The sequence below is a fragment of the Nocardia sp. SYP-A9097 genome, assembly GCF_009649815.1.
Lineage (GTDB): Bacteria > Actinomycetota > Actinomycetes > Mycobacteriales > Mycobacteriaceae > Nocardia.
The window spans coordinates 57,904-77,061 of record NZ_WJIC01000005.1 but is presented as its reverse complement, the minus strand read 5'-3'; the positions used below and the strand labels follow the sequence as shown (position 1 = coordinate 77,061).

Genomic DNA, 19,158 nt, shown 5'->3' with positions numbered 1-19,158 from the left:
AATTTCCTCTCGAACCCAAATCCATTGCGCGCTCAGGCGGCAACGGTGGTAGCGGTGGTCGACGAAATGAGTTCGGCCGCAGCGGCGGCGAACAGGCGATGGCCCAGCGGGCTCGGATGCAGACCGTCCTCGGTCCACATCTCCGGGCGTTCCCATTCGGGACGAGCCGCCAGATCCAGTAGCAGGGCGCCGTGCTCGGCGGTAATGCGGGCCAGCACGGTATTGGCGAAGTCGAAGCGCTCACGCAGCAGGCCACGGAACTTCTCCGGAACCGGCAGCCGCGCCGGGATATCCGGGTAGTCGGCGGTGAAAACCGTTGCGCCACCAGCACATAGCGTGCCGAACAGCGCATCGAGGTTGTGCTCGAAGGCACTGGGATCGAACGCGCTGACGAGATCATTGACCCCAACAACGACGCCGTAAACCTCCGAGCGGGAGGCCATCGGCAACTGCCCACGCACCACATCACCGGTAGTCGCCCCGTGCGTCCCGAAATTCCGGATAGCCGCGGGCCGCAGCCCCAACTGCCCGCCCAGCCGCGGCACCCACCCGCGATACCCGCCGGACGCGGCCGGATCGCCGCGCCCCTCCACGAAGCTGTCACCCAGCGCCGTCAAACCCGGCCCGGTCACTGCGGGGCCCCGACATTCTTGCTCACATGCCGTGCGGCTTCGGGGAATCCGACCAGCTCGTACAGCTCGGCCAGTTCCTGCTCACCGAAGAACTTCTCCGGCTGGTACAGCCCGGCGATCAGGCCGAAGAACTTCTTGGAGTAGTCCGGGCTCATGCTCGCCGCACGGAACACCGAGTCGTAGTACGGGGTCAGGCTCAGCTCGGAGATGGCCTGGGTCAGTTCATAGGTGCTGGCACTCTGCGCGTCCCGCTCCCGCTGATACTCGGGCAGCGTCTCCTTGAAAGGCCGTACGCCCGAAAGACTCTCGTCGACCAGGTCGGCGAGCAGCTGGGAGTACTTGAACGAGTCGGTGATACCCCAGCCGGTGAACGGATCCTTGTGGTAGCCGGCATCGCCCACCAGCGCCCAGCCCGGTCCGAAGGACTGGCGGCGGTAGTTGTCCGGGTACAGCATGGGCCGGAACGGCTCTACGCGGCGGCCCGTATCCCGCAGGCGCGCACCGATTTCCGGGTCGATCTGATCGACGATCTCCTGAACGCCGGCATCGGGATCGGCGCGGAAATCCCGGAAGCGATCCCGCTTGCGCATGACCGCGACCAGGTACAGGCCGTCATTGGTCGGCCAGGCCGCGAACTGCTGCTCACCGAAACCGGTGCGGTGGTTCATCCCCCAGTCCACACCCTCGTAGTACGAGTAGTAGATGAAGCACGCGGCGGGCGAACCCTCGTACACCTGCGCCCCGACCGTCTTGGCGACGGTCGAATTGGCGCCGTCCGCGCCGATCACCAACTGCGCCCGGAACTCCTGCTCGGGCCCCTCACCGACGCGACCGCGAATACCGGCCACCCGATCGCCGTCGTTCAGCAGACCGGTGACGGTGAAGCCCTCGATCATCTCGGCCCCGCCCTTACCGGCGGCATCGACCAGGATCTTGTCCAGCACGGTGCGCCGCGGGCAGTACACGGCGTCGATCCCGTCCGATGACGGATCGGCCATACCCTTGATGACGATATCTGTGTAGGTGAAGTTGAGATGCCGCACCGGCGGGCAGCCGGAGGCGATCACCTCGTCCAGCAGACCCCAGGTCTCGAGCAGGCTCAGTCCGGCCTGGTGGATGTAGTGCGTGGACGCGGTGTCACTGGGGAAGGTGGCACGGTCCACGGCGAGCACTCGATACCCCTTGCGGGCCAACAGCATGGCCAGCGGCGCACCGGCCACGCGAGTACCGACAACGATGACGTCGTACATGAGGTGATCACTTTCGGTCGTCGAATTCTGCTTCGAGTGTGTCGCCCGCCGTGTGCGAAAACCGCGGTGAGCCACCGCAATTCATCGGCCGATCGGACCCGGCTATCGCCGCACGGCGGGAGTCCATTTTTCGCGGATGTTCAGCCGCGCGACATGTAGAGCTGATCGATATCCGCGGAATACGCCGTCGCAATCGCGGCCCGCTTCAATTTGAGTGAGGAAGTCAACAATCCATTGGCTACGGTGAAATCACCGGTCACAATGCGAAACTCGCGAATGGATTCCGCGCGCGAAACCAGGGAATTGGCCTCGTCCACGGCCGCCTGGATCGCGGTCGCCGGATCCTGATCGGGATGCTCGGCGCGCCACCGCGTCGCCTGCTGCTCGTCCAGGGTCACCAGCGCGGTGACGAACGGCCGGGCCTCGCCCACCACCATGCAATTGCTGACCAGCCGATGCAGCCGCACCCGGTCCTCCAGCGGCGTCGGTGCGACGTTCTTGCCGCCCGAGGTCACCAGAATTTCCTTCTTACGACCGGTGATTCGCAGGTAGCCGTCCTCGAGTTCACCGATGTCACCGGTGTGCAGCCAGCCCTGCGCATCGACCGGCCGCTGGTCCGCCGCCGCACCCCAGTACCCCGGCGAGACATGCGGCCCGCGCACCAGCACCTCGCCATCGGGAGCGATACCCACCGCGGTACCGGGGATCGGTTTGCCCACGGTGCCAACCCGATTGGTCTCCGGGGCGCTCACCGTCACCGCCGTCGCGGCCTCGGTCAACCCGTAGCAATTGAGGATCTGTACGCCGAACGCCGCATAGAACCCGGCGGTCGATTCATCCAGGGACGCACCACCGGAGATGACATACCGCAGCCTGCCGCCCAGCGCCGCCGCCACGGCATGCTCGGAGCCGGCCGACTCCCCCGCCGTGAGCATGCGCAGCCCGGTGGCCACGGCCACCCGCTCGGCCTCCTCGTCCAGCATGGAACGACAGAACTTGCGAATCTTCTCCAGCGCGTAGGGAATCAGCGCCAGGAAGGTAGGCCGCAGCTCCACCAGCGCGGGCACCAACTCCGGAATGCCGGGCAGCAGATGGGTGCGCGCGCCCCCGGCGAGATTGGCGAAGAGCATGGTCTGGCCGAACACATGCGAGAGCGGCAGCGCCAGCGCGGTCACACCGGCGAACATCGCACCGGTCTGCCGGACCGTATTCGCCGACGAGACATACATATTGCGATGGGTGATCATGCAGCCCTTGGCGAGCCCGGTGGTCCCGCTGGTGTAGACGATCATGGCGAGATCGTCCGCGCGGACCCGGGCGATGCGCTCGTCCAGCGCCGGCGATACGGCCCCGTCGGCCCACGCCGCGATCTCATCGAAGCCCCACACCGTATCCGCGCCCGCGGTTTTCAAGCGGGCGGCGTCCTCGGCGGTCTCGGCGCCGAACCAGGCGCTGCCGCTGTCCCGCAGAATGTGCTCGATCTGCGATGGCGAGGAGGTCGGATACACCGGCACCACAACCGCGCCGACGGCCAGTGCGGCGCAATCCAACAGCGCCCAGGCCAGCCCGGTGCGGCCGAGTACGGCCACCCGGTCACCGTGCGCGACACCGTGATCCAGCAGTGCCGAAGCCAGCGCGCGCACCCGCGTGTCGAGCTCGGCACAGGTCAGTGGTGCGGCCAGCGCATCACACAGCGATTCCCGCTGCGGATGGTCACGGGCCGCAGCAGAAATGATCGAGTACAAACTCGCGGACTCCGGTGGATCGAACCCGTCCCCGGTCGCAGAAACTGTGTTCACGCTTCGAATTCTGGGCGGCGGCAACGATTCTCGTCTCCGCCGACGTCGCCATTCCTACCGCGCGAAAGTCATTTCCTATCGAATGGCCACAGCCGTTTCCGAATGGGCATCATCGAGCTGTATCGCCTCCTCCGATTCGACACAATCCAGAAAGGCCGACACCGCCGGATTCGTTTCCGCGGATCGCCACACCGCATACAAATCCAGGGTCGGCACCGGATCCATTAATTTCACCGCGACCGACTTGCTGGCGGGTGTGCCCATACCCATCGAGATGGCCCGCGGCAGCGATGCGAACCCGACCAGCGGGCGCACCGACACCATATGCGCGGTCGCGCCCGGATCATCGGCGTACTGCGCCACCGACAGCGAGATCCGCGACTCCGCGGCCGCGCGGAAGATGGCGTCGTACATCGACGGACACTGCTCCCGGGCGAAGAGCACACACTCCTGATCCTGCAGTTCGGCGAACGAGACGCCCGGCCGATCCGCCCAGCGGTGCCGCCGCCCCACCACCGCGACCAGCGGCACCCGGTGCAGCAGTCGCCGATACCGGAAGTCCGCGGTACTGGGATGGCCATAGACCAGGGCTATGTCCAACGATCCGTCCGAGAGCGCGGTCAACTGCGGACCCGTCCGTTTCTCCCAGAGCGACACCACTATGTCCGGGTGGCGATCGGTCATGCGCACCAGCGCGTCCGGTAGCACATGCCTGCTCGCGGGCAGGTTGTAGCCGATATTGAGGGTGCCCGCCCGGCCCTCGGCCGTGGCCCGCGCCGAACGCGCGGCACGATCGAGCTGGGCGACAATCTGCCGAGCCTGCAGCTCGAACTCCCGTCCGGCCGGAGTGAGTCGCACCTCGTGCGAGTTCCTCGCGACCAGTTGCACACCGAGCGACTTCTCCAGTTTCTGCAGCTGCGCGCTCAAACTGGGCTGGGTGAGGTGAAGGCGCAGCGCTGCGCGGCCGAAGTGCAACTCCTCGGCGATGGCGATGAACGAAAGTAGATGTCGGAACTCCATGACGCCGGCTCCTTCCGAGTACTCGTCACGGTAGCTTCGCCAGGTAACCAGCGATGAATCCCGGCCGCACAGGGGCCACCAACTCGGTTGCCTGCCAGTGAATCTCCAGCGCTGCCCGAGCTGGTGTGATATGTGTCTCGCGGGAACAAAGGCGCGATGCGGGCCGTTGTGCTATCAGGGTCCCACAAAAATGACCCGACAACAGCATGCCCGTTGTGCCACCATGGGTTTCGACGATGATCAACCGGCCACCAGGGCCGTAACCAGCAGGAAGGAGGAGGCGGCAGTGAATCCGATGTTCTGCGAACAACATTCGAGCGACCGCCTCCGGGTGCTCGCGTAAGCACCACCTCTTTCCCTTCCTGTTCTGCATCCCTTACGAAACATGGTGACCCCCATGCTGTTCCGTCATTCCGAAGACCCGGAGATAACCACCGACAACTGGATACACGCCGGTGTGCTGCTGCTCAACGCCTCCTTCGAGGCGCTGACCGAGATCCGCGCCGACCGCGCTGTGGTGCTGCTGCTCAGCGGTGCCGCCGAAACGGTGCAGGATCGGCGGCCGCACTTCCCGATCCGCTCGAAGCATATGGAGCTGGTGCTGCCGGAGACCATCCGGTTGAACCGCTACATCTACCTCGAGCACCGGATCCTGGTTCATGACGACGACAGCCGGGCCACCCTGCCCGCCATCCTGCGACGCGACAACTACCGGTGCGGTTACTGCGCCGGCTGGGCCCGCACGGTGGACCACATCCGCCCGCGCTCGAAGGGCGGCCCGAACACCTGGGCCAACCTGATCGCCGCGTGCGGGACGTGCAATACCTCCAAGGCTGACCGGACTCCCGAAGAGGCCGGGATGCCGCTGTTGTGGGAGCCGAAGGCCCCCAACGAAATGCAGAAGAGACAGCGTCGGATCTGGAAGGACCTCGCCGCTTCGTAGTCAAGCGTAATCGGAAACGAAAGGAGCACATCCGATGACGAATACCGCAGTTCAGGAGCAGACGCTGGCGGATCTGCTCCCCATCTCCGACTCCGCCAACTACTGGCAGCACGCGGCCTGTAAGGGCGACCCGAACCATGAAGCCTGGTTCCCGTTCCCCTCGCAGGACTTCGACTACGCGCGCGGCATCTGCGCGGGCTGCCCCATCCGCCGCGAGTGCGGTGAGTTCGCCACCCGCACCGGCCAGTCCGGGGTGTGGGGCGGCCACGAGTACGACCGCGGCACCCGGATCCGCGACTGAGCCGATCCCGCGGCGGTCACCCATGCCCTGGTGGGCGGGGGTGACCGCCGTTCTACATAGACTGGGCCGGTGGGTACTCATCGCGCCGCGGGCGGGTCACGAGGTGTCAGCAGGGGGCCGGTTTTGGCAGTGGTTGCGGTGATCGTGCTAGCCCTGGCCGTCGTCGGCTGGGCCTGGCTACAGGAACGTGCCAAGGATCGCGACAGTGCGGCCGCGGCCTCATGCGTCGGCGGCACAGTCACATTGAATGTGACCGTCGATCCGGACATCCTCGTCCCCGTCAAAGCCGCCGCCGAGCGCTACAACACCACCAAGCCGCACGTGCGCGACCACTGCGCGCAGGTGGCGGTGAATCCGCAACCGTCCGCGGCCATGATCACGGCCTTCACCTCGACCAATCCGTGGGATCCGGCGCTCGGCCCGCAACCGGGACTGTGGATTCCGGACTCCTCGCGCTCGGTGGAGCTCATGCGTGTACCCGGTCTGATCGGCGGTACGCCCGCACCGATCGCGGTGAGCCCGATCGCGCTCGCCGTACCGGATCAACTGCGCCAGGCAATGGAGACCGCGCAGGTGCATTGGGCGGATCTGGCCAAGCTGCAACAGGGTTCGCTGAGCGATATCGGGCTCACACAATGGGGTGGGTTGAAACTGGCCATGCCGAGCGGTGATTCCGCGCTCGCGGTGGCCGCAGCGGTCGGCTCCGGGGTCTCCGGCACCGATCCACTCGATGAGAACGCCGTCCATTCCGGGCAGGTGACCTCGGCCATCTCACTGCTCGCCGCGAACGCACCGCCGGTGAAGGACACCGCGGCCGCGCTGGCCGATCTCGCCGCGGCCACCGATCCGGTCGCCGCACCCGTGCACGCGGTCCCCGCCAGTGAGCAGCAGATCCGAGCCCGCAATGGGCTCAGCGCTTTCCGGCCCTCGGAGAACGGTCCGGTGGACGACTTCCCGGCGGCGCAGATCACCGCCGCATGGGTCGATCAGACCGAGAACTCGGTGGCCGGGCTCTTCGCGGATTTCCTGCGCGCACCCGAACAGTCGAAGCTGTTCACCGACAATGGTTTCGGGGCCGCGCCGCCCAATACCGCCGCCGTACCGGTCAAAACCGTATTGACCCAGGTACAGCAGGTGCTGGCGCATCCGGTGCTCGGCGTGAGTTCGACTGTGCTGCTGGATACTTCGTCATCGATGAGCACACCCGACGGTGCGGCCACCCGGCTCGCCAATACCCTCGCCGCGCTGCAATCCACCATGGGTGTCATGCCACCGGAGTTCGGGCTCGGAGTATGGGAGTACTCGAAGAATCTCGACGGCACGACCGCGTACAAGGTCGTGACACCGACCGCGCCGCTCACCGATGCCCAGCGCACCGCGCTCGCCCAGTCGCTCGGAGCGGTCACGGCCGGGACTTCCAAATCCGATCACACCTATCCGACGGTGGCGGCCGCCTACCGCAACGCGGTCAGCAATTACGCCGCGGCGCGCAGCAATACGATCCTGTTGATCACCGACGGACCGGAGGACGACTCCCCCGTCACCGGTGATCAACTGCTCGCCGATATCGCGGCGGCCGGTGATCCGGCGCATCCGGTGCGCGTGGATGTGATCGTGGTCGGCGGTCCGGGCACCCAGACCCTGCAGACGCTGACTCAGCGGACCGGTGGCACCTACACCAAGGTCACGTCCAGCAACGATCTGGCATTCGGCACCGCGGTATCGAAAGCACTGACCACGCCTTGAAATAGTTTTTTCGGCATGTCGCCACAATGTTGCTGTAACCCCGTGCAAGATTCGACCCAGGTTAGAAACTTGCTTCATCCACAGAAGGGGTTCCAATGGCGCACAGTACGGACGCCGAGCATCCGGTGCGGCAGGGTGTAGCGGCCGGCACGTCCATCGCGGCCGCCGTGCTGCTTCTGGTGGTCGGCGTGCTGTCGATTCTGCAGGGCATCTCCGCGGCCGCCTCGGATGATCTGCTGATCGTCGGCACCAATGACTACATCTACAAGTTCAACACCTCGGCCTGGGGCTGGATCCACATTATCGTCGGCGGCATCGTGGTGATCACCGCCATCGGCCTGATGTCGGGTGCGACCTGGGGACGAGTGGCGGCCATCATCATCGCCGCGGTCTCGATCGTGGAGAACTTCCTGTGGCTGCCGTACTACCCGGCGTGGTCGCTGCTGATTATCGCCCTCGACGTGGTGGTCATCTGGGCGGTCACGACCTGGAAGCCGGCCAACGCAAGGTAGCTCGACCGAACGCGCAGCGCCCCCATCGTGAATTCGATGGGGCGCTTTGCTGTCGGTGCCCCGCCCTACATTGGATCCGTGAATCGCACCGATCGGCTCTACGCGATTGTCGAGGAGTTGCGTGCCATCGCGCCTCGACTGCGCACCGCGCGTGAACTCGCCCAGCGCTATGAGGTCAGCCTGCGCACCATCGAGCGCGATATCAGTGCGCTACAGCAGTCCGGGGTGCCGATCTACGCCGATGTCGGACGCCGCGGCGGGTACGCACTCGACAAGCGAATGTCCTTGCCGCCGTTGAACTTCACCGCCGCGGAATCGGTGGCGCTGGCGGTTGCCCTGGAGCGCAGTCTGGATACGCCGTTCGCGCATGCGGGGCGCAGCGCATTGCGCAAGATCCTGGCGGCCATGCCGGAGGCCGATGCGGCCTCCGCCCGGGAACTCGTCGGCCGGGTCGGACTCATCGAGGTCACCGATTCGACTGTCCAGCAAGGGATTCCACCCTTGGTGGAGCAGGCCGTCCAGTCCCGGCGAGTGCTCGAATTCGGCTATCAGGACCGCTTCGGGGCAGTCACCCAACGCCGCGTCGAACCCATGCTGCTACTGCATGGCAAGAACGGCTGGCTCCTGGTGACCTGGTGCCGCCTGCGCGAGGCCAGCCGATGCTTCCGCGTGGACCGCATGGTCGACATCACCCTCACCGACGACCCGATGCCGCCACGCACCCTGCCCGGGTGCGATCTCGACATCCCCGACCACAAACTCCGCATCATGGCCTTCGGATAAATCCGGAAACACCGACAGGGGGTTGTCGCCGGACCGCGAGATCGTGAATCCGCAACCGCAGAACACAACCTCGGAGGACACATGACCGCCCCCACCCCCAACACCGTGGCCTGGTTCCAGATCGGCAGCGACAACCCCGAACAGGTGAAAAGCTTCTACGCCGACCTCTTCGGCTGGTCCTACCTCGCGGATCCGGACTTCGACGGCAACTACGACATGGTCACCTACCCCGGCAACCCACAACCCCGCGGCGGCATAGCGCGCACCCCGGACAGCACCGCCAACCACGCCATCTTCTACGTCCTGGTCACCGACGTAGCCGCCACCATCGCAACCGCCGAAAAACTCGGCGCGAAAATCGAAGCCCCCCTGACCAAGACCCCCAGCGGCCTGATCTTCGCCGAACTACGCGACACCTCAGGCAACCACTTCGGCGTCTTCACCCCGCCCCCGGCCTGATCCGCCGCCAAGCTCGGCCGGGTTATCCGCAGCCCGGCCGACCTGGGCAGCCTCACGGACCAGCCTCCACATCGGCGTATGCACTGCCGCCCTCATCACCGGACTCCTGGGAGGGATCGCACAGCCCCCCCAACAGTGGCCAATACCCAACAATTCGCGGCCCCGGTGGCCCTCCCATCCCCCAGTTTCCTACTCGGACTACTGGCCTGGATGGCCACCGGTTCCTCCGGAAATATGCCGGGCCATTCCGGATCAACCGACCGGCTGCCCTGCAGTCAACAATGCCGGCTACCTACCGTGCGGGCCTGGCAGACTGTTGGTTTGTGCGGCGACCGTGACACCACCGGTGGAGATGGGAGCGTTCCATGAAGGCAGTGCGATTCAGCCGGTTCGGGGGGCCCGAGGTCCTCGAGATCGTGGAACTGCCCGATCCACATCCGGGTCCGGGGCAGGTCCGAATCAAAATGCGTGCGGCAGGAGTCAATCCGAGCGACTGGAAGAAGCGCGCGGGGTTGATAGATGAGGAGCTTCCACAGACCCTGGGTTATGAGGCGGCGGGGGTCGTCGACGAGGTGGGCGCGGGCGTCACACATGTGGACATCGGCGATCGGGTGTTCGGATTCTCCGGCGCGGGTGCGGCACAGGCAGAACTGGTGGTGTTGGACCACTTTGCGACGGTCACACCGTCAATCGACTATGCCGATGCCGCCGCGCTCCCGGCCGCCGTCGAGACTGCCACGCGAGCACTCGATCAGCTCGGCGTCAGGGGCGGCACTTTGCTCGTCAATGGTGCGTCCGGAAGCGTTGGCGCTGCCGCGGTTCAGCTCGCTGTGGCACGTGGGGCGCGGGTGATCGGTGTCGCCAGTCCTGCGAACCACGAGTATCTTCGCTTGCTCGGCGCGGACCCGGTCGCCTATGGCGAAGGGCTCGTCGGGCGGGTTCTCACGGTCGCTCCCGATGGCGTTGATTCCGCGCTCGATGTCGCGGGAAGCGGGGTACTGCCCTCGCTCATTGAACTCGCGGGTGGGGCTGGACAGGTGGTGACTCTCGCCGACTCTGCCGGTGCGCAGGAATTCGGGGTGCGGTTCAGCCGGGGGGATGACGGGCGGGCGATTCATGCGCTGGCGGGGATCGGTGAGTTGATCGAATCCGGGGGGTTTTGGCTTCCGGTGGCGTTGATTTTTCCGCTTGATGAGGTTGCGGAAGCGCATCGGGTTGGCGAGGGCGGTCATCCGCGGGGGAAACTCGTATTGGTTTGCGGGGTACCGGGGTTGGGCACGGGGCCTTCGTAGCGGGCTCGGGTGGGGACCTTCGGTTCCAGCGGGGTTCGGGAGAACCAAGACAAGCGCGGCAGTGCTGGTGGCGTCGCCTGCCGTACCCGGCTTTCGCTCCCCCATTGGGTGCCGCGTTCTCACGTTCCGGCCTGGCTGGAAGGACCTGGTTGCCTTTCAGGACCAAGACAGAGAAAGAACAAAGCCTCAAACAAGAACACGATCAACGACACGACCATGAGCACGAAGGCGACGTACCCCAGATCTGTACAGGCTGCGCTAAAAGGGGGCGTTGTCGCTGTATTCGGGGACCTTGGCCTGACGGCGTGTTGGTTTGCGGCGGCGTTGGGTGGGGGTGCAGTAGACGTGCACCAGTTCGGCGAGTTCGTTCATTACCCGGCCCGGATTGATCAGGGGCTCAACGGGTTCGGGGGTGGGGACGCCGTGTGCGGTGACGGGCGGTACTTGGACTCGGGGGAAGAGGAATTTCATTCCCTCCGGGGAGGTGGTGATGGATTCGCCTGTGGGAGAGCGCCATTCGACCCGGCGGTTCGAGTGGTGGATTATCTGCCAGCCGTTGGCGCCGTTGTCGGCGAGGGTCTTGAGGCGGTGGTGGCGACGGCAGCGGCAGCCGAGGTTGGATTCCGTTGTGCGGCCACCGGATTCCGGGGCGCGGTGGTTGAAGCGATCCTGGTGGTCGAGATCGGTGGACGCGGCGGGGACCATGCAGCCGGGCGCGCGACAGTTCCCATCGAGCGCACGCACCCGGCCCGCGAGGCGTAGGGCGGGTCGGTACCGGGTCTCCGATTCGTCGGCGGTTGCATCGGAACCGGCGGCCGACGCGTCAGGAGTGGCAATGTCGGTGATGATTTCGAAGTGGGCGTGGCGGGCGATTTGGCGGGCCAGGTCGGCGTCGATTGCGCCGAAACCGGCCAGCAGTGCCGGGTTGTCGCGCATGCCCGCGAGGGTTTCGGCGGAGACGCCTACCTGGACAAGGGCTTTGCGGGGGCTCACAGGCTGATCGGGAGTCGCGACGCGCGGGCAGTTCGGGTCAGCGCATTGGCAGGTCAGGCGGTTGGTGCCGTCAGCGAGGGAGACGAGAGCATCGGCGCGGCGCTGGTTGGCGGTGCGTGGATCGTTGCCACAGCATTGGGTTGAGGCCATTTCGCGCAGGCGTTCGTAGAGCGCCTGCGCACCGGCGGCGGGCAGAACTCCATCCAGGATGGCGGTGCCGTTATCCGCCGCGCTCACAGTCACATAGCGATCGGCCTCGGCAGCCTTGCGGCACTCGGCCTGCCCGGCCGGGTCGAGTTCGAGGAGCCAGCGGCGCAGGGTGCGCTTGACCCGCGAGGGGTCCGCGGTCACCGCATATTCGGCGATACGCGGTTCCACCAGTGCCACAAGGTCATCCGAGACATTGAGGAGCACGTCCCGAATGGCGCGAGCACGCGGGAGATCGATCCGCCCCGCAGCGAAAGCTTCCCGCACATGCGGCAACCGAGCATCCAAATCCAGCCCGAACCCGATCATCACATCGGCCTGCCGCTGAGAAACCTTCAACGCGACAGCGATTTCGGTAGCAGCATCCTCCCCCGCGTGCACAGCACGCACCCCCAGTTCGAGCTGCTGCGCCCGACGCAGCCGATACAACTGAGTCATCAACTCAGCCTCCTCAGCCTGCCCCACAGCTATCCGCGAGTGCACCGCCTGCAACCGCTCCACCAACTCATAGCTGGTGAGCTCCGCAACAGCACTTTCGCCCATACGTTCGATTCTACTGCGCCACAAAGCAACACGCTCACCCGAAGCGGCAACACTCCGAGCGAATAATCAACAATCAAATCTTGATCTTGTTTCTCTGTAACGCAACCACGGCAAGTCTTCCGGTCGAGAACGTAAGTTCTCGACCAAAAGTCCGGAAGCTAAAGCCGGGTACGGCACACAAGGTTCCCACTCCGAAAAATCTTGGCCATCCCCCGAACCCCGCTGGGACGGAGCGTAATCCCCGCCCCAGCTACGTAGGCCCCGAGTGGACTCAGTCGTTGATGTAAGAATCAACCGGCGGGCAAGAGCAAACCAGGTTCCGGTCGCCATAAGCCCCGTCGATACGACGCACCGAAGGCCACACCTTCGCCCGCGAATTGCCCAAACCCTGCGGGTAGACAGCAGTTTCGCGACTGTAAGGGTGCTCCCACTCCCCGACCAAGCACTGAGCCGTATGCGGCGCCCCACGCAGCGGATTGTCCTCAACCGGCCAAACACCCGCCGCAACCTGATCGATCTCACCCTTGATAGCGATCATCGCATCGATGAAAGCATCGATCTCTTCAAGGTTTTCACTCTCGGTAGGCTCCACCATGAGCGTCCCCGCAACCGGGAAACTCATCGTCGGCGCATGGAACCCATAGTCCGCCAACCGCTTTGCCACATCATCCACAGTGACACCGGTCCGCTTGGTGATCTCCCGCAGATCCAGGATGCACTCGTGCGCAACCATCCCGTTGTCCCCCGTGAACAACACCGGGAAATGCGGATCCAACCGCCGCGCAATGTAATTCGCCGATGCGATAGCCGTCAGCGTCGCGCGCCGCAGACCATCCGCACCCATCATCCGAATGTACGACCAGGTGATCGGCAGAATCGACGCCGACCCGTACTTGGCGGCCGACACCGCATGCGATCCCGCCACCAGCGGATCACCCGGCAGGTACTGAGCCAGATGCTCACGCACCGCGACCGGACCGACACCCGGACCACCGCCACCATGCGGAATGCAGAAGGTCTTGTGCAGATTCAGATGGCTGACATCGCCACCGAATCGACCCGGACGAGCAAGTCCGACAAGAGCATTCAGGTTCGCGCCGTCGACGTAAACCTGACCACCCGCGTCATGAACCATCGCGCACAGCTCGGCAACCTCATGCTCGTACACGCCGTGCGTCGACGGGTAAGTGATCATGATGCAAGCCAGCCGATCCGCGTGATCGGCGATCTTGGCGCGCAGATCATCGAGATCGACGTCGCCGTTCTCGCGGGTCTTCACAACCTCCACCCGCATACCCACCATGGCGGCCGAAGCCGCATTGGTGCCGTGCGCACTGGACGGAATCAAACACGTATCCCGGTGCGTATCACCACGATCCAGGTGATACCGCCGAATCGCGAGCAGCCCCGCGTACTCACCCTGGCTACCGGCGTTCGGCTGCAACGAAACCCGGTCGTACCCGGTGACAGCGCACAGCCATCCCTCCAGGTCCTCGATCAGCCGGATCAGGCCCGGAGCGTCCTCGACCGGCGCGTACGGGTGCACCCGATTGAACCCCGGCCAGGTGATGGACTCCATCTCCGCCGCGGCATTGAGCTTCATCGTGCACGATCCCAGCGGAATCATGCTGCGGTCCAGCGCAATATCCTTGTCCGACAGCGACCGCAGGTACCGCATCATGGCGGTCTCGGTGCGGTACCGCGTGAACGCCGGATGCGTCAGGATCTCCGAGGTCCGGTTCTCGATATGCGGCCGCAGCCTGCCGTGGAACAGCGCGCCCTCCGGGCCGACCGGAATCTCCACGCCGAAGCAGTCCAGCACGGCCACCACATGCGCGTCGGTGGTCGCCTCATCACAGGCGATGCCCACATGATCGGCATCGACGAGCCGCAGGTTGATCCCCGCACCCTTCGCCTTGGCCACAATCGATTCCGCGCCATCCGGCACATTCACCAGCACGGTGTCGAAGAAGCTCTGATGCACCACAGCGTCGCCCAGTCCCGCGGCCAGCCACTGCGCATGCCCGTGCACCCGGCGCGCGATCGACTTGAGCCCGTCCGCACCGTGGTACGAGGCGTACATGGCGGCCACAATGGCCAGCAGCACCTGCGCGGTGCAGATATTCGAAGTCGCCTTCTCACGGCGAATGTGCTGTTCACGAGTCTGCAGCGCGAGCCGGTAGGCGGCATTTCCATCGGCATCCACCGAGACACCGACCAGACGCCCCGGCAACTGCCGCGCGTGCGCCGTACGCACCGCGAGGTATCCCGCATGCGGTCCACCGAACCCGAGCGGCACACCGAAACGCTGGCTGGTGCCGAAGCAGGCATCCGCCCCCTGCTCCCCCGGCGATGTAATCAGCGTCGCCGCAAGCAGATCCGCGCCCACCGCGACCAAAGCCTTACGCGCATGGGCGGTTTCGATGACCGAAGTCCAGTCGACAATCTTGCCGGAGGCCCCCGGCTGCTGCACGATAACGCCGAAGAAGTCACCCTCGGGCAGCTCGCCGCCGCTCAGATCCGCCTCGACGATCTCGATCCCCAGCGGCTCGGCGCGCGTGAACAGCACCGTCCGCGTCTGCGGGAAGAGATCGGAGTCGATGAGCAGCCGCTGCGACTTGCTGCCCCGGTTCGCCCGCTGCAGCAGCGTCATGGCCTCGGCCGCCGCCGTGGCCTCATCCAGCATGGACGCGTTGGCGACATCCATACCGGTCAGATCGGACACCATGGTCTGGAAGTTGAGCAGCGCTTCCAGCCGTCCCTGGCTGATCTCCGGCTGATACGGCGTGTACGCCGTGTACCAGGCCGGATTCTCGATCAGATTGCGCACCAGCACCGGCGGCGTCAGCGTGTCGTAGTAGCCGAGCCCAATCATGCTGGTGGCCACGGTATTCGCGCCGGCCAGCGCGGCCAGCGCATCGAGTGCCTCATGCTCACCGACAGCGGGCGGCAGGGCGTCGAGCCCATTGCCCTCGGCGCTGTCGAGAATGCTGGCGGGTACGGCCTTCGCGGCGAGTTCTTCCAGCGATTCCACACCGACGGTGGCGAGGATGCGCTCGAGTTCGCCGCTGTCGGGTCCGATATGGCGGTCGGCGAAGGATCGAGTCCAGGTCACGGCAGCTCTCCAAGGGGTGGGCGGGGGTCGGCCCGGTGGCCGACGCGTCGTCTGCCCTCCCCCTCTGTCTTTTGCGCCTGAGAGATTCGGGGCAAGGCCGTTGCGGCCGTACCCCTTTCACCATGGGCGGGTGGCTCGCGACCACCGCTTTCCAGAGGCGCCGAAACTCCGCACGGTCCCTTGTGCCTGAGAGATTGACGGGGAGGTGCTGCTCCTTCGGCGCCCGGATTCTGCCTGTCTTCGAAAAGACCTGCATCCCCGGGACTCTCCCGCACGGCTGCGACGCACCGCCAAGTCTAGAGGTCGGTAAGTTACGGCAATGTTGCCTGGGTCGATTTCACACCCGGCGCGTTACCCCGTCTTGCGGTTCATTCGCGCCTTGCGACGGAAGGACAGCTCGTCCTCCGGTCGCTCGGTGGCGGTGCCGGCCTCGGCACGCTCGGCCGGGAAATTGGCTATCGCCCCGGTCAACTCGCGCATGGCGCCGCCGACCGCGATACCGAAGACGCCCTGCCCGCCCTGCAGTAAATCGACGACCTCCTCGGCCGAGGAGCATTCGTACACCGTCGCCCCATCGGAGAAGAGTGTGATCCCGGCCAGATCCTCGACCCCGCGACTGCGCAGATGATCCACCGCGATGCGAATGTTCTGCAGCGAGATCCCCGCGTCGAGCAGTCGCTTGACGATCTTGAGAACCAGAATGTCCTTGAACGAATACAGCCGCTGACTACCCGATCCGGTGGCGCTGCGGATGGACGGCACGACCAGCCCGGTACGGGCCCAGTAATCCAGCTGCCGATAGGTGATCCCCGCGACCTGGCAGGCGCTGGGCACGCGGTAACCGACGAGTTCGTCCGGCACCGTGTCATCGGGGAACAGCCCTGGCTGCACCACATCCTGCGTGTGCGGTTGGTCTCCCACTGACTACTCCCTTACTGCTGGCCTATCCGGGCTCGTGTCTTGAAATCGGACACTGCATCGACGTCTGGAGCGTGGCCTAACTGTCGAGGCTACTCTCCTGATTGTCCCGGGAATATCGGCGTCGAACCAAGCGTGACGAGCGGCGTGTTTCTAGACCTAAAGTACAGGTCGAGGTAACGATTCGGCCGCCCCCACTTAACTGTCGGTGGCCTTGAAATCGTCCGGCGACACCGACTCCAAGAACTCCTTGAACTTCTCCACCTCGTCCTCGCGCTCGTCCGGCATGACGAGACCGGCCTCCTCGAGCACCGGCTCCTCGGCGTAGATCGGACAACCCACCCGCAGGGCGATGGCGACGGAATCGGAGGGACGAGCCGAGATACGCAGATCGTTCTCGAACACCAGATCGGCGTAGAAGGTGCCCTCCTGCAGATCCACGATCCGCACCTCTTTCAAGGTGTGCCCGAGATCCTTGATGAGGATCTTGATCAGATCATGAGTCAGCGGACGAATGGGCGTGACACCCTCTTGTTCGAGAACGATCGCGGTAGCCTCTGCCTGCCCGATCCAAATCGGTAGATACCTGTCCCCGGAAGCCTCGCGGAGCAACAGCACGGGCTGGTTCTGTGGCTGTTCGACACGGATGCCGATCACACGCATTTCGCTCATGGCCGTGCCTCGCTAGCGCTCGCCACGACCATGCGCAAAGGCGCGCTGTGTTTGATGATTCGCTCGCTTCGCTCACTCACGGCACTGCCTCCCATAAACTCGCCGATCGCCCGGCTATCGACACAGCGGGGCGAGTCGTATCACCGAGTCTAGGCGAAGATTTCAGCCTCCGAGCGAAGCACGCACCGAGGCTTTCACCAGGGCTGTGTGCAGAGTCAGCGACAGTGCCGCCAACTCTCGCACGGTCTCCTCCGCGCGGGCTCGGGCATCCGCGTCCCGACTCTTGGCGATGGGCGCGGCGATTTGCGCGACCATGGCCGCCTCCCGGTCCGCGGCGAGTTTGAAGGCACGCAGATGCCTTGCCTCCAAACCGAATTCGCTCAATGCCTGGGCGGTGCGCGCGAGCGTCACCGCGTCGGCGTCGAAATAGCCTGCCGCACCAGGTGTTATGAGATTCGCGCGAATCAGTTCGGTGAGGAACTTCTCGTCGATTCCCGCCTGCTGCAACAGATCTGCCCGCGGAATCCGGATCTCGTGATCGAACCGGAGTTCCTCGGGCGATACCTCACCTGGCACGACGCCCAGCCGCCGTAAGCGGCCATCCCCGTTGGGCGCCATAGCTTCCCCCTCGCCGAGGATGGCCGCTCGGGCACGGGCTTCCCGTACACCGAGCGTCGCGGCACCGCTGTCGATCGCTTCGAGCTGTTCCTTGATCACCTTCAAGGGCAAGTACTGATCCCGCTGCGCCGTGAGCACGAACCGCAGGCGTTCCACGTCGGCGACGTGGAACCTGCGGTACCCCGAGGGAGTGCGCTCCGGACTGATCAATCCCTCCGATTCGAGGAACCGAATCTTCGAGATGGTGATGTCCGGGAAATCCGGACGCAGCAAATCCAGCACGGAGCCGATCGACATCCCCCCGCGCGTCCACTGCGCTGCGCCAGTCATTCCGCTCGGCCCTATAGTGCGCCCGCCGCCGATTCACTCGACGCGGAGCGCGGGCCGGTGAGAAACACGAGACGGAACTTGCCGATCTGAACCTCGTCGCCATTCTGCAGCTCCGAGGAGTCGACCGGCTCCCGGTTGACGTAGGTGCCGTTCAGGCTGCCCACATCCACAACCTGGAAGGTGTCGTCGTCCTGGCGGAACTCCGCGTGGCGACGGCTGACGGTGACATCGTCGAGAAAGATGTCGCTGTCGGGGTGGCGTCCTGCGGAAGTGGTGGGCTGATCCAGCAGAAACCGCGAACCGGCGTTCGGGCCGCGCTTGACGACCAGCAGAGCCGCACCCGCGGGCAGACCCTCGACTCCTTGCACCGGCTGTTCGCCGGTCTGCTCAGGGCGCGACGTGTCGACCTCGTTCAGGAAATCAGCGCGGAACACCGAAGTGGTCTCTGCTGCCGTCTCCTGGTAACCCGGGTCCTTGTTCTCGCTCACCCTTGCTCTCCTCCTCGAACCGAATAATCCATGCAAGCAGTTGATGCCTTCAGCGGAACTGTTGGCATTGACCGTACCCTGCCGGGCCATACCCGTGCAGGTAGAACTGTGAAGGCTGCTTCAGCCTCCGATAACTCCTTGATAACCTGCGGCATCGAGCAGGTCACCGTATGCGGCATCGAGGGTCTCGGCCGAGTCCAACTCGAGTTCGAAGATCCAGCCATCGCCGTACGGGTCGTTGTTGAGGGTCTCCGGCTCGGCCGTCAGAACCTCGTTCACCGCAACAACTTTCCCGGCCAGCGGGGCGTAGATGTCCGAAACGCTCTTGGTGGATTCCACTTCGGCGATGCTGTCGCCGTTGGCGACATCTTTATCCGTGTCGGGCAGCTGCACGAACACGACATCACCGAGCTGCGACTGTGCGTAGTCGGTGATTCCCACCCGCACCCGGGTGGGTCCCGCGATGCGCACCCATTCGTGTTCTTCGGTGTAGCGCAGGTCGTCGGGTAGGTCGCTCACTGGCGGTGTCCTTTCAAC

Annotated in this window: 18 protein-coding genes and 1 riboswitch; of the genes, 7 read left to right on the top strand and 11 right to left on the bottom strand. The window is 65.0% G+C overall.

The features are described from left to right. Nucleotides 1-32 precede the first annotated feature (32 nt). From GFY24_RS12805 to GFY24_RS12790, 4 genes are all read right to left on the bottom strand, one after another. A complete protein-coding gene (locus tag GFY24_RS12805) occupies nucleotides 33-632 on the bottom strand; it encodes an SGNH/GDSL hydrolase family protein (RefSeq protein WP_309230783.1) in 600 nt (199 codons plus the stop codon). Next, nucleotides 629-1,882 carry an NAD(P)/FAD-dependent oxidoreductase gene (locus GFY24_RS12800; protein WP_153805260.1) on the bottom strand — a complete coding sequence of 418 codons (1,254 nt, stop codon included), beginning with the start codon at nucleotides 1,880-1,882 and terminating at the stop codon, nucleotides 629-631. Before GFY24_RS12800 ends, GFY24_RS12805 begins: the two co-directional genes overlap by 4 nt. A gap of 140 nt (nucleotides 1,883-2,022) precedes the next feature. Next, nucleotides 2,023-3,681 (bottom strand): AMP-binding protein, encoded by a 1,659-nt coding sequence (locus GFY24_RS12795; protein WP_309230782.1) that lies wholly within the window; start codon nucleotides 3,679-3,681, stop codon nucleotides 2,023-2,025. Nucleotides 3,682-3,756: 75 nt separating this feature from the next. Then, nucleotides 3,757-4,701, bottom strand: coding sequence for a LysR family transcriptional regulator (locus GFY24_RS12790; RefSeq protein ID WP_153805258.1), 945 nt, complete (start codon nucleotides 4,699-4,701; stop codon nucleotides 3,757-3,759). A gap of 397 nt (nucleotides 4,702-5,098) precedes the next feature. Between GFY24_RS12790 and GFY24_RS12785 the strand changes: the two genes are divergently transcribed. The 7 genes from GFY24_RS12785 (at nucleotide 5,099) to GFY24_RS12755 (ending at nucleotide 10,737) form a co-directional block, all read left to right on the top strand. Then, nucleotides 5,099-5,644, top strand: coding sequence for an HNH endonuclease (locus GFY24_RS12785; protein ID WP_153805257.1), 546 nt, complete (start codon nucleotides 5,099-5,101; stop codon nucleotides 5,642-5,644). Nucleotides 5,645-5,678: 34 nt separating this feature from the next. Then, the gene (locus tag GFY24_RS12780; RefSeq protein WP_153805256.1) at nucleotides 5,679-5,945 is read left to right on the top strand and encodes a WhiB family transcriptional regulator; all 267 of its coding nucleotides are present in this window, start codon (nucleotides 5,679-5,681) and stop codon (nucleotides 5,943-5,945) included. Between the two features lie 129 nt (nucleotides 5,946-6,074). After that, the gene (locus GFY24_RS12775) at nucleotides 6,075-7,691 is read left to right on the top strand and encodes a VWA domain-containing protein (protein WP_309230840.1); all 1,617 of its coding nucleotides are present in this window, start codon (nucleotides 6,075-6,077) and stop codon (nucleotides 7,689-7,691) included. A 95-nt stretch (nucleotides 7,692-7,786) separates the two neighbouring features. Further along, nucleotides 7,787-8,203, top strand: a complete 417-nt coding sequence (locus GFY24_RS12770) for a hypothetical protein (RefSeq protein ID WP_153805254.1) — start codon at nucleotides 7,787-7,789, stop codon at nucleotides 8,201-8,203. A gap of 78 nt (nucleotides 8,204-8,281) precedes the next feature. Continuing rightward, nucleotides 8,282-8,986 (top strand): YafY family protein, encoded by a 705-nt coding sequence (locus GFY24_RS12765; RefSeq protein ID WP_309230781.1) that lies wholly within the window; start codon nucleotides 8,282-8,284, stop codon nucleotides 8,984-8,986. Between the two features lie 81 nt (nucleotides 8,987-9,067). Next, the gene (locus GFY24_RS12760; RefSeq protein ID WP_153805252.1) at nucleotides 9,068-9,445 is read left to right on the top strand and encodes a VOC family protein; all 378 of its coding nucleotides are present in this window, start codon (nucleotides 9,068-9,070) and stop codon (nucleotides 9,443-9,445) included. A 365-nt stretch (nucleotides 9,446-9,810) separates the two neighbouring features. Next, the gene (locus tag GFY24_RS12755; RefSeq protein ID WP_153805251.1) at nucleotides 9,811-10,737 is read left to right on the top strand and encodes an NADP-dependent oxidoreductase; all 927 of its coding nucleotides are present in this window, start codon (nucleotides 9,811-9,813) and stop codon (nucleotides 10,735-10,737) included. Between the two features lie 258 nt (nucleotides 10,738-10,995). Here the strand turns inward: GFY24_RS12755 and GFY24_RS12750 are convergent, their stop codons facing one another. The 7 genes from GFY24_RS12750 to gcvH form a co-directional block, all read right to left on the bottom strand. After that, nucleotides 10,996-12,480 carry an HNH endonuclease signature motif containing protein gene (locus GFY24_RS12750; RefSeq protein ID WP_153805250.1) on the bottom strand — a complete coding sequence of 495 codons (1,485 nt, stop codon included), beginning with the start codon at nucleotides 12,478-12,480 and terminating at the stop codon, nucleotides 10,996-10,998. Between the two features lie 271 nt (nucleotides 12,481-12,751). Beyond that, complete coding sequence (gcvP, locus tag GFY24_RS12745) at nucleotides 12,752-15,595, bottom strand: aminomethyl-transferring glycine dehydrogenase (RefSeq protein ID WP_309230780.1); 2,844 nt, start codon at nucleotides 15,593-15,595, stop codon at nucleotides 12,752-12,754. A 163-nt stretch (nucleotides 15,596-15,758) separates the two neighbouring features. Continuing rightward, a riboswitch (glycine riboswitch) is annotated at nucleotides 15,759-15,877 on the bottom strand. Between the two features lie 69 nt (nucleotides 15,878-15,946). After that, complete coding sequence (locus GFY24_RS12740; RefSeq protein ID WP_309230779.1) at nucleotides 15,947-16,516, bottom strand: MerR family transcriptional regulator; 570 nt, start codon at nucleotides 16,514-16,516, stop codon at nucleotides 15,947-15,949. Between the two features lie 195 nt (nucleotides 16,517-16,711). Next, nucleotides 16,712-17,185 carry a bifunctional nuclease family protein gene (locus tag GFY24_RS12735; protein ID WP_067570905.1) on the bottom strand — a complete coding sequence of 158 codons (474 nt, stop codon included), beginning with the start codon at nucleotides 17,183-17,185 and terminating at the stop codon, nucleotides 16,712-16,714. A gap of 162 nt (nucleotides 17,186-17,347) precedes the next feature. Then, on the bottom strand, nucleotides 17,348-18,100 hold the full coding sequence (locus tag GFY24_RS12730) for a MerR family transcriptional regulator (RefSeq protein ID WP_153805249.1): 753 nt from the start codon (nucleotides 18,098-18,100) through the stop codon (nucleotides 17,348-17,350). Between the two features lie 44 nt (nucleotides 18,101-18,144). Then, nucleotides 18,145-18,621 carry a glycogen accumulation regulator GarA gene (garA, locus tag GFY24_RS12725; RefSeq protein WP_309230778.1) on the bottom strand — a complete coding sequence of 159 codons (477 nt, stop codon included), beginning with the start codon at nucleotides 18,619-18,621 and terminating at the stop codon, nucleotides 18,145-18,147. Between the two features lie 120 nt (nucleotides 18,622-18,741). Further along, nucleotides 18,742-19,140 carry a glycine cleavage system protein GcvH gene (gene gcvH, locus GFY24_RS12720; RefSeq protein ID WP_309230777.1) on the bottom strand — a complete coding sequence of 133 codons (399 nt, stop codon included), beginning with the start codon at nucleotides 19,138-19,140 and terminating at the stop codon, nucleotides 18,742-18,744. Nucleotides 19,141-19,158 lie beyond the last annotated feature (18 nt).

Bases quoted from the DNA above. Each gene is read 5' to 3' on its own strand.
- GFY24_RS12800 (WP_153805260.1), bottom strand. From the start codon at position 1,882: ATGTACGACGTCATCGTTGTCGGTACTCGCGTGGCCGGTGCGCCGCTG.
- GFY24_RS12790 (WP_153805258.1), bottom strand. From the start codon at position 4,701: ATGGAGTTCCGACATCTACTTTCGTTCATCGCCATCGCCGAGGAGTTG.
- GFY24_RS12785 (WP_153805257.1), top strand. From the start codon at position 5,099: ATGCTGTTCCGTCATTCCGAAGACCCGGAGATAACCACCGACAACTGG.
- GFY24_RS12780 (WP_153805256.1), top strand. From the start codon at position 5,679: ATGACGAATACCGCAGTTCAGGAGCAGACGCTGGCGGATCTGCTCCCC.
- GFY24_RS12770 (WP_153805254.1), top strand. From the start codon at position 7,787: ATGGCGCACAGTACGGACGCCGAGCATCCGGTGCGGCAGGGTGTAGCG.
- GFY24_RS12760 (WP_153805252.1), top strand. From the start codon at position 9,068: ATGACCGCCCCCACCCCCAACACCGTGGCCTGGTTCCAGATCGGCAGC.
- GFY24_RS12755 (WP_153805251.1), top strand. From the start codon at position 9,811: ATGAAGGCAGTGCGATTCAGCCGGTTCGGGGGGCCCGAGGTCCTCGAG.
- GFY24_RS12750 (WP_153805250.1), bottom strand. From the start codon at position 12,480: ATGGGCGAAAGTGCTGTTGCGGAGCTCACCAGCTATGAGTTGGTGGAG.
- GFY24_RS12735 (WP_067570905.1), bottom strand. From the start codon at position 17,185: ATGAGCGAAATGCGTGTGATCGGCATCCGTGTCGAACAGCCACAGAAC.
- GFY24_RS12730 (WP_153805249.1), bottom strand. From the start codon at position 18,100: ATGTCGATCGGCTCCGTGCTGGATTTGCTGCGTCCGGATTTCCCGGAC.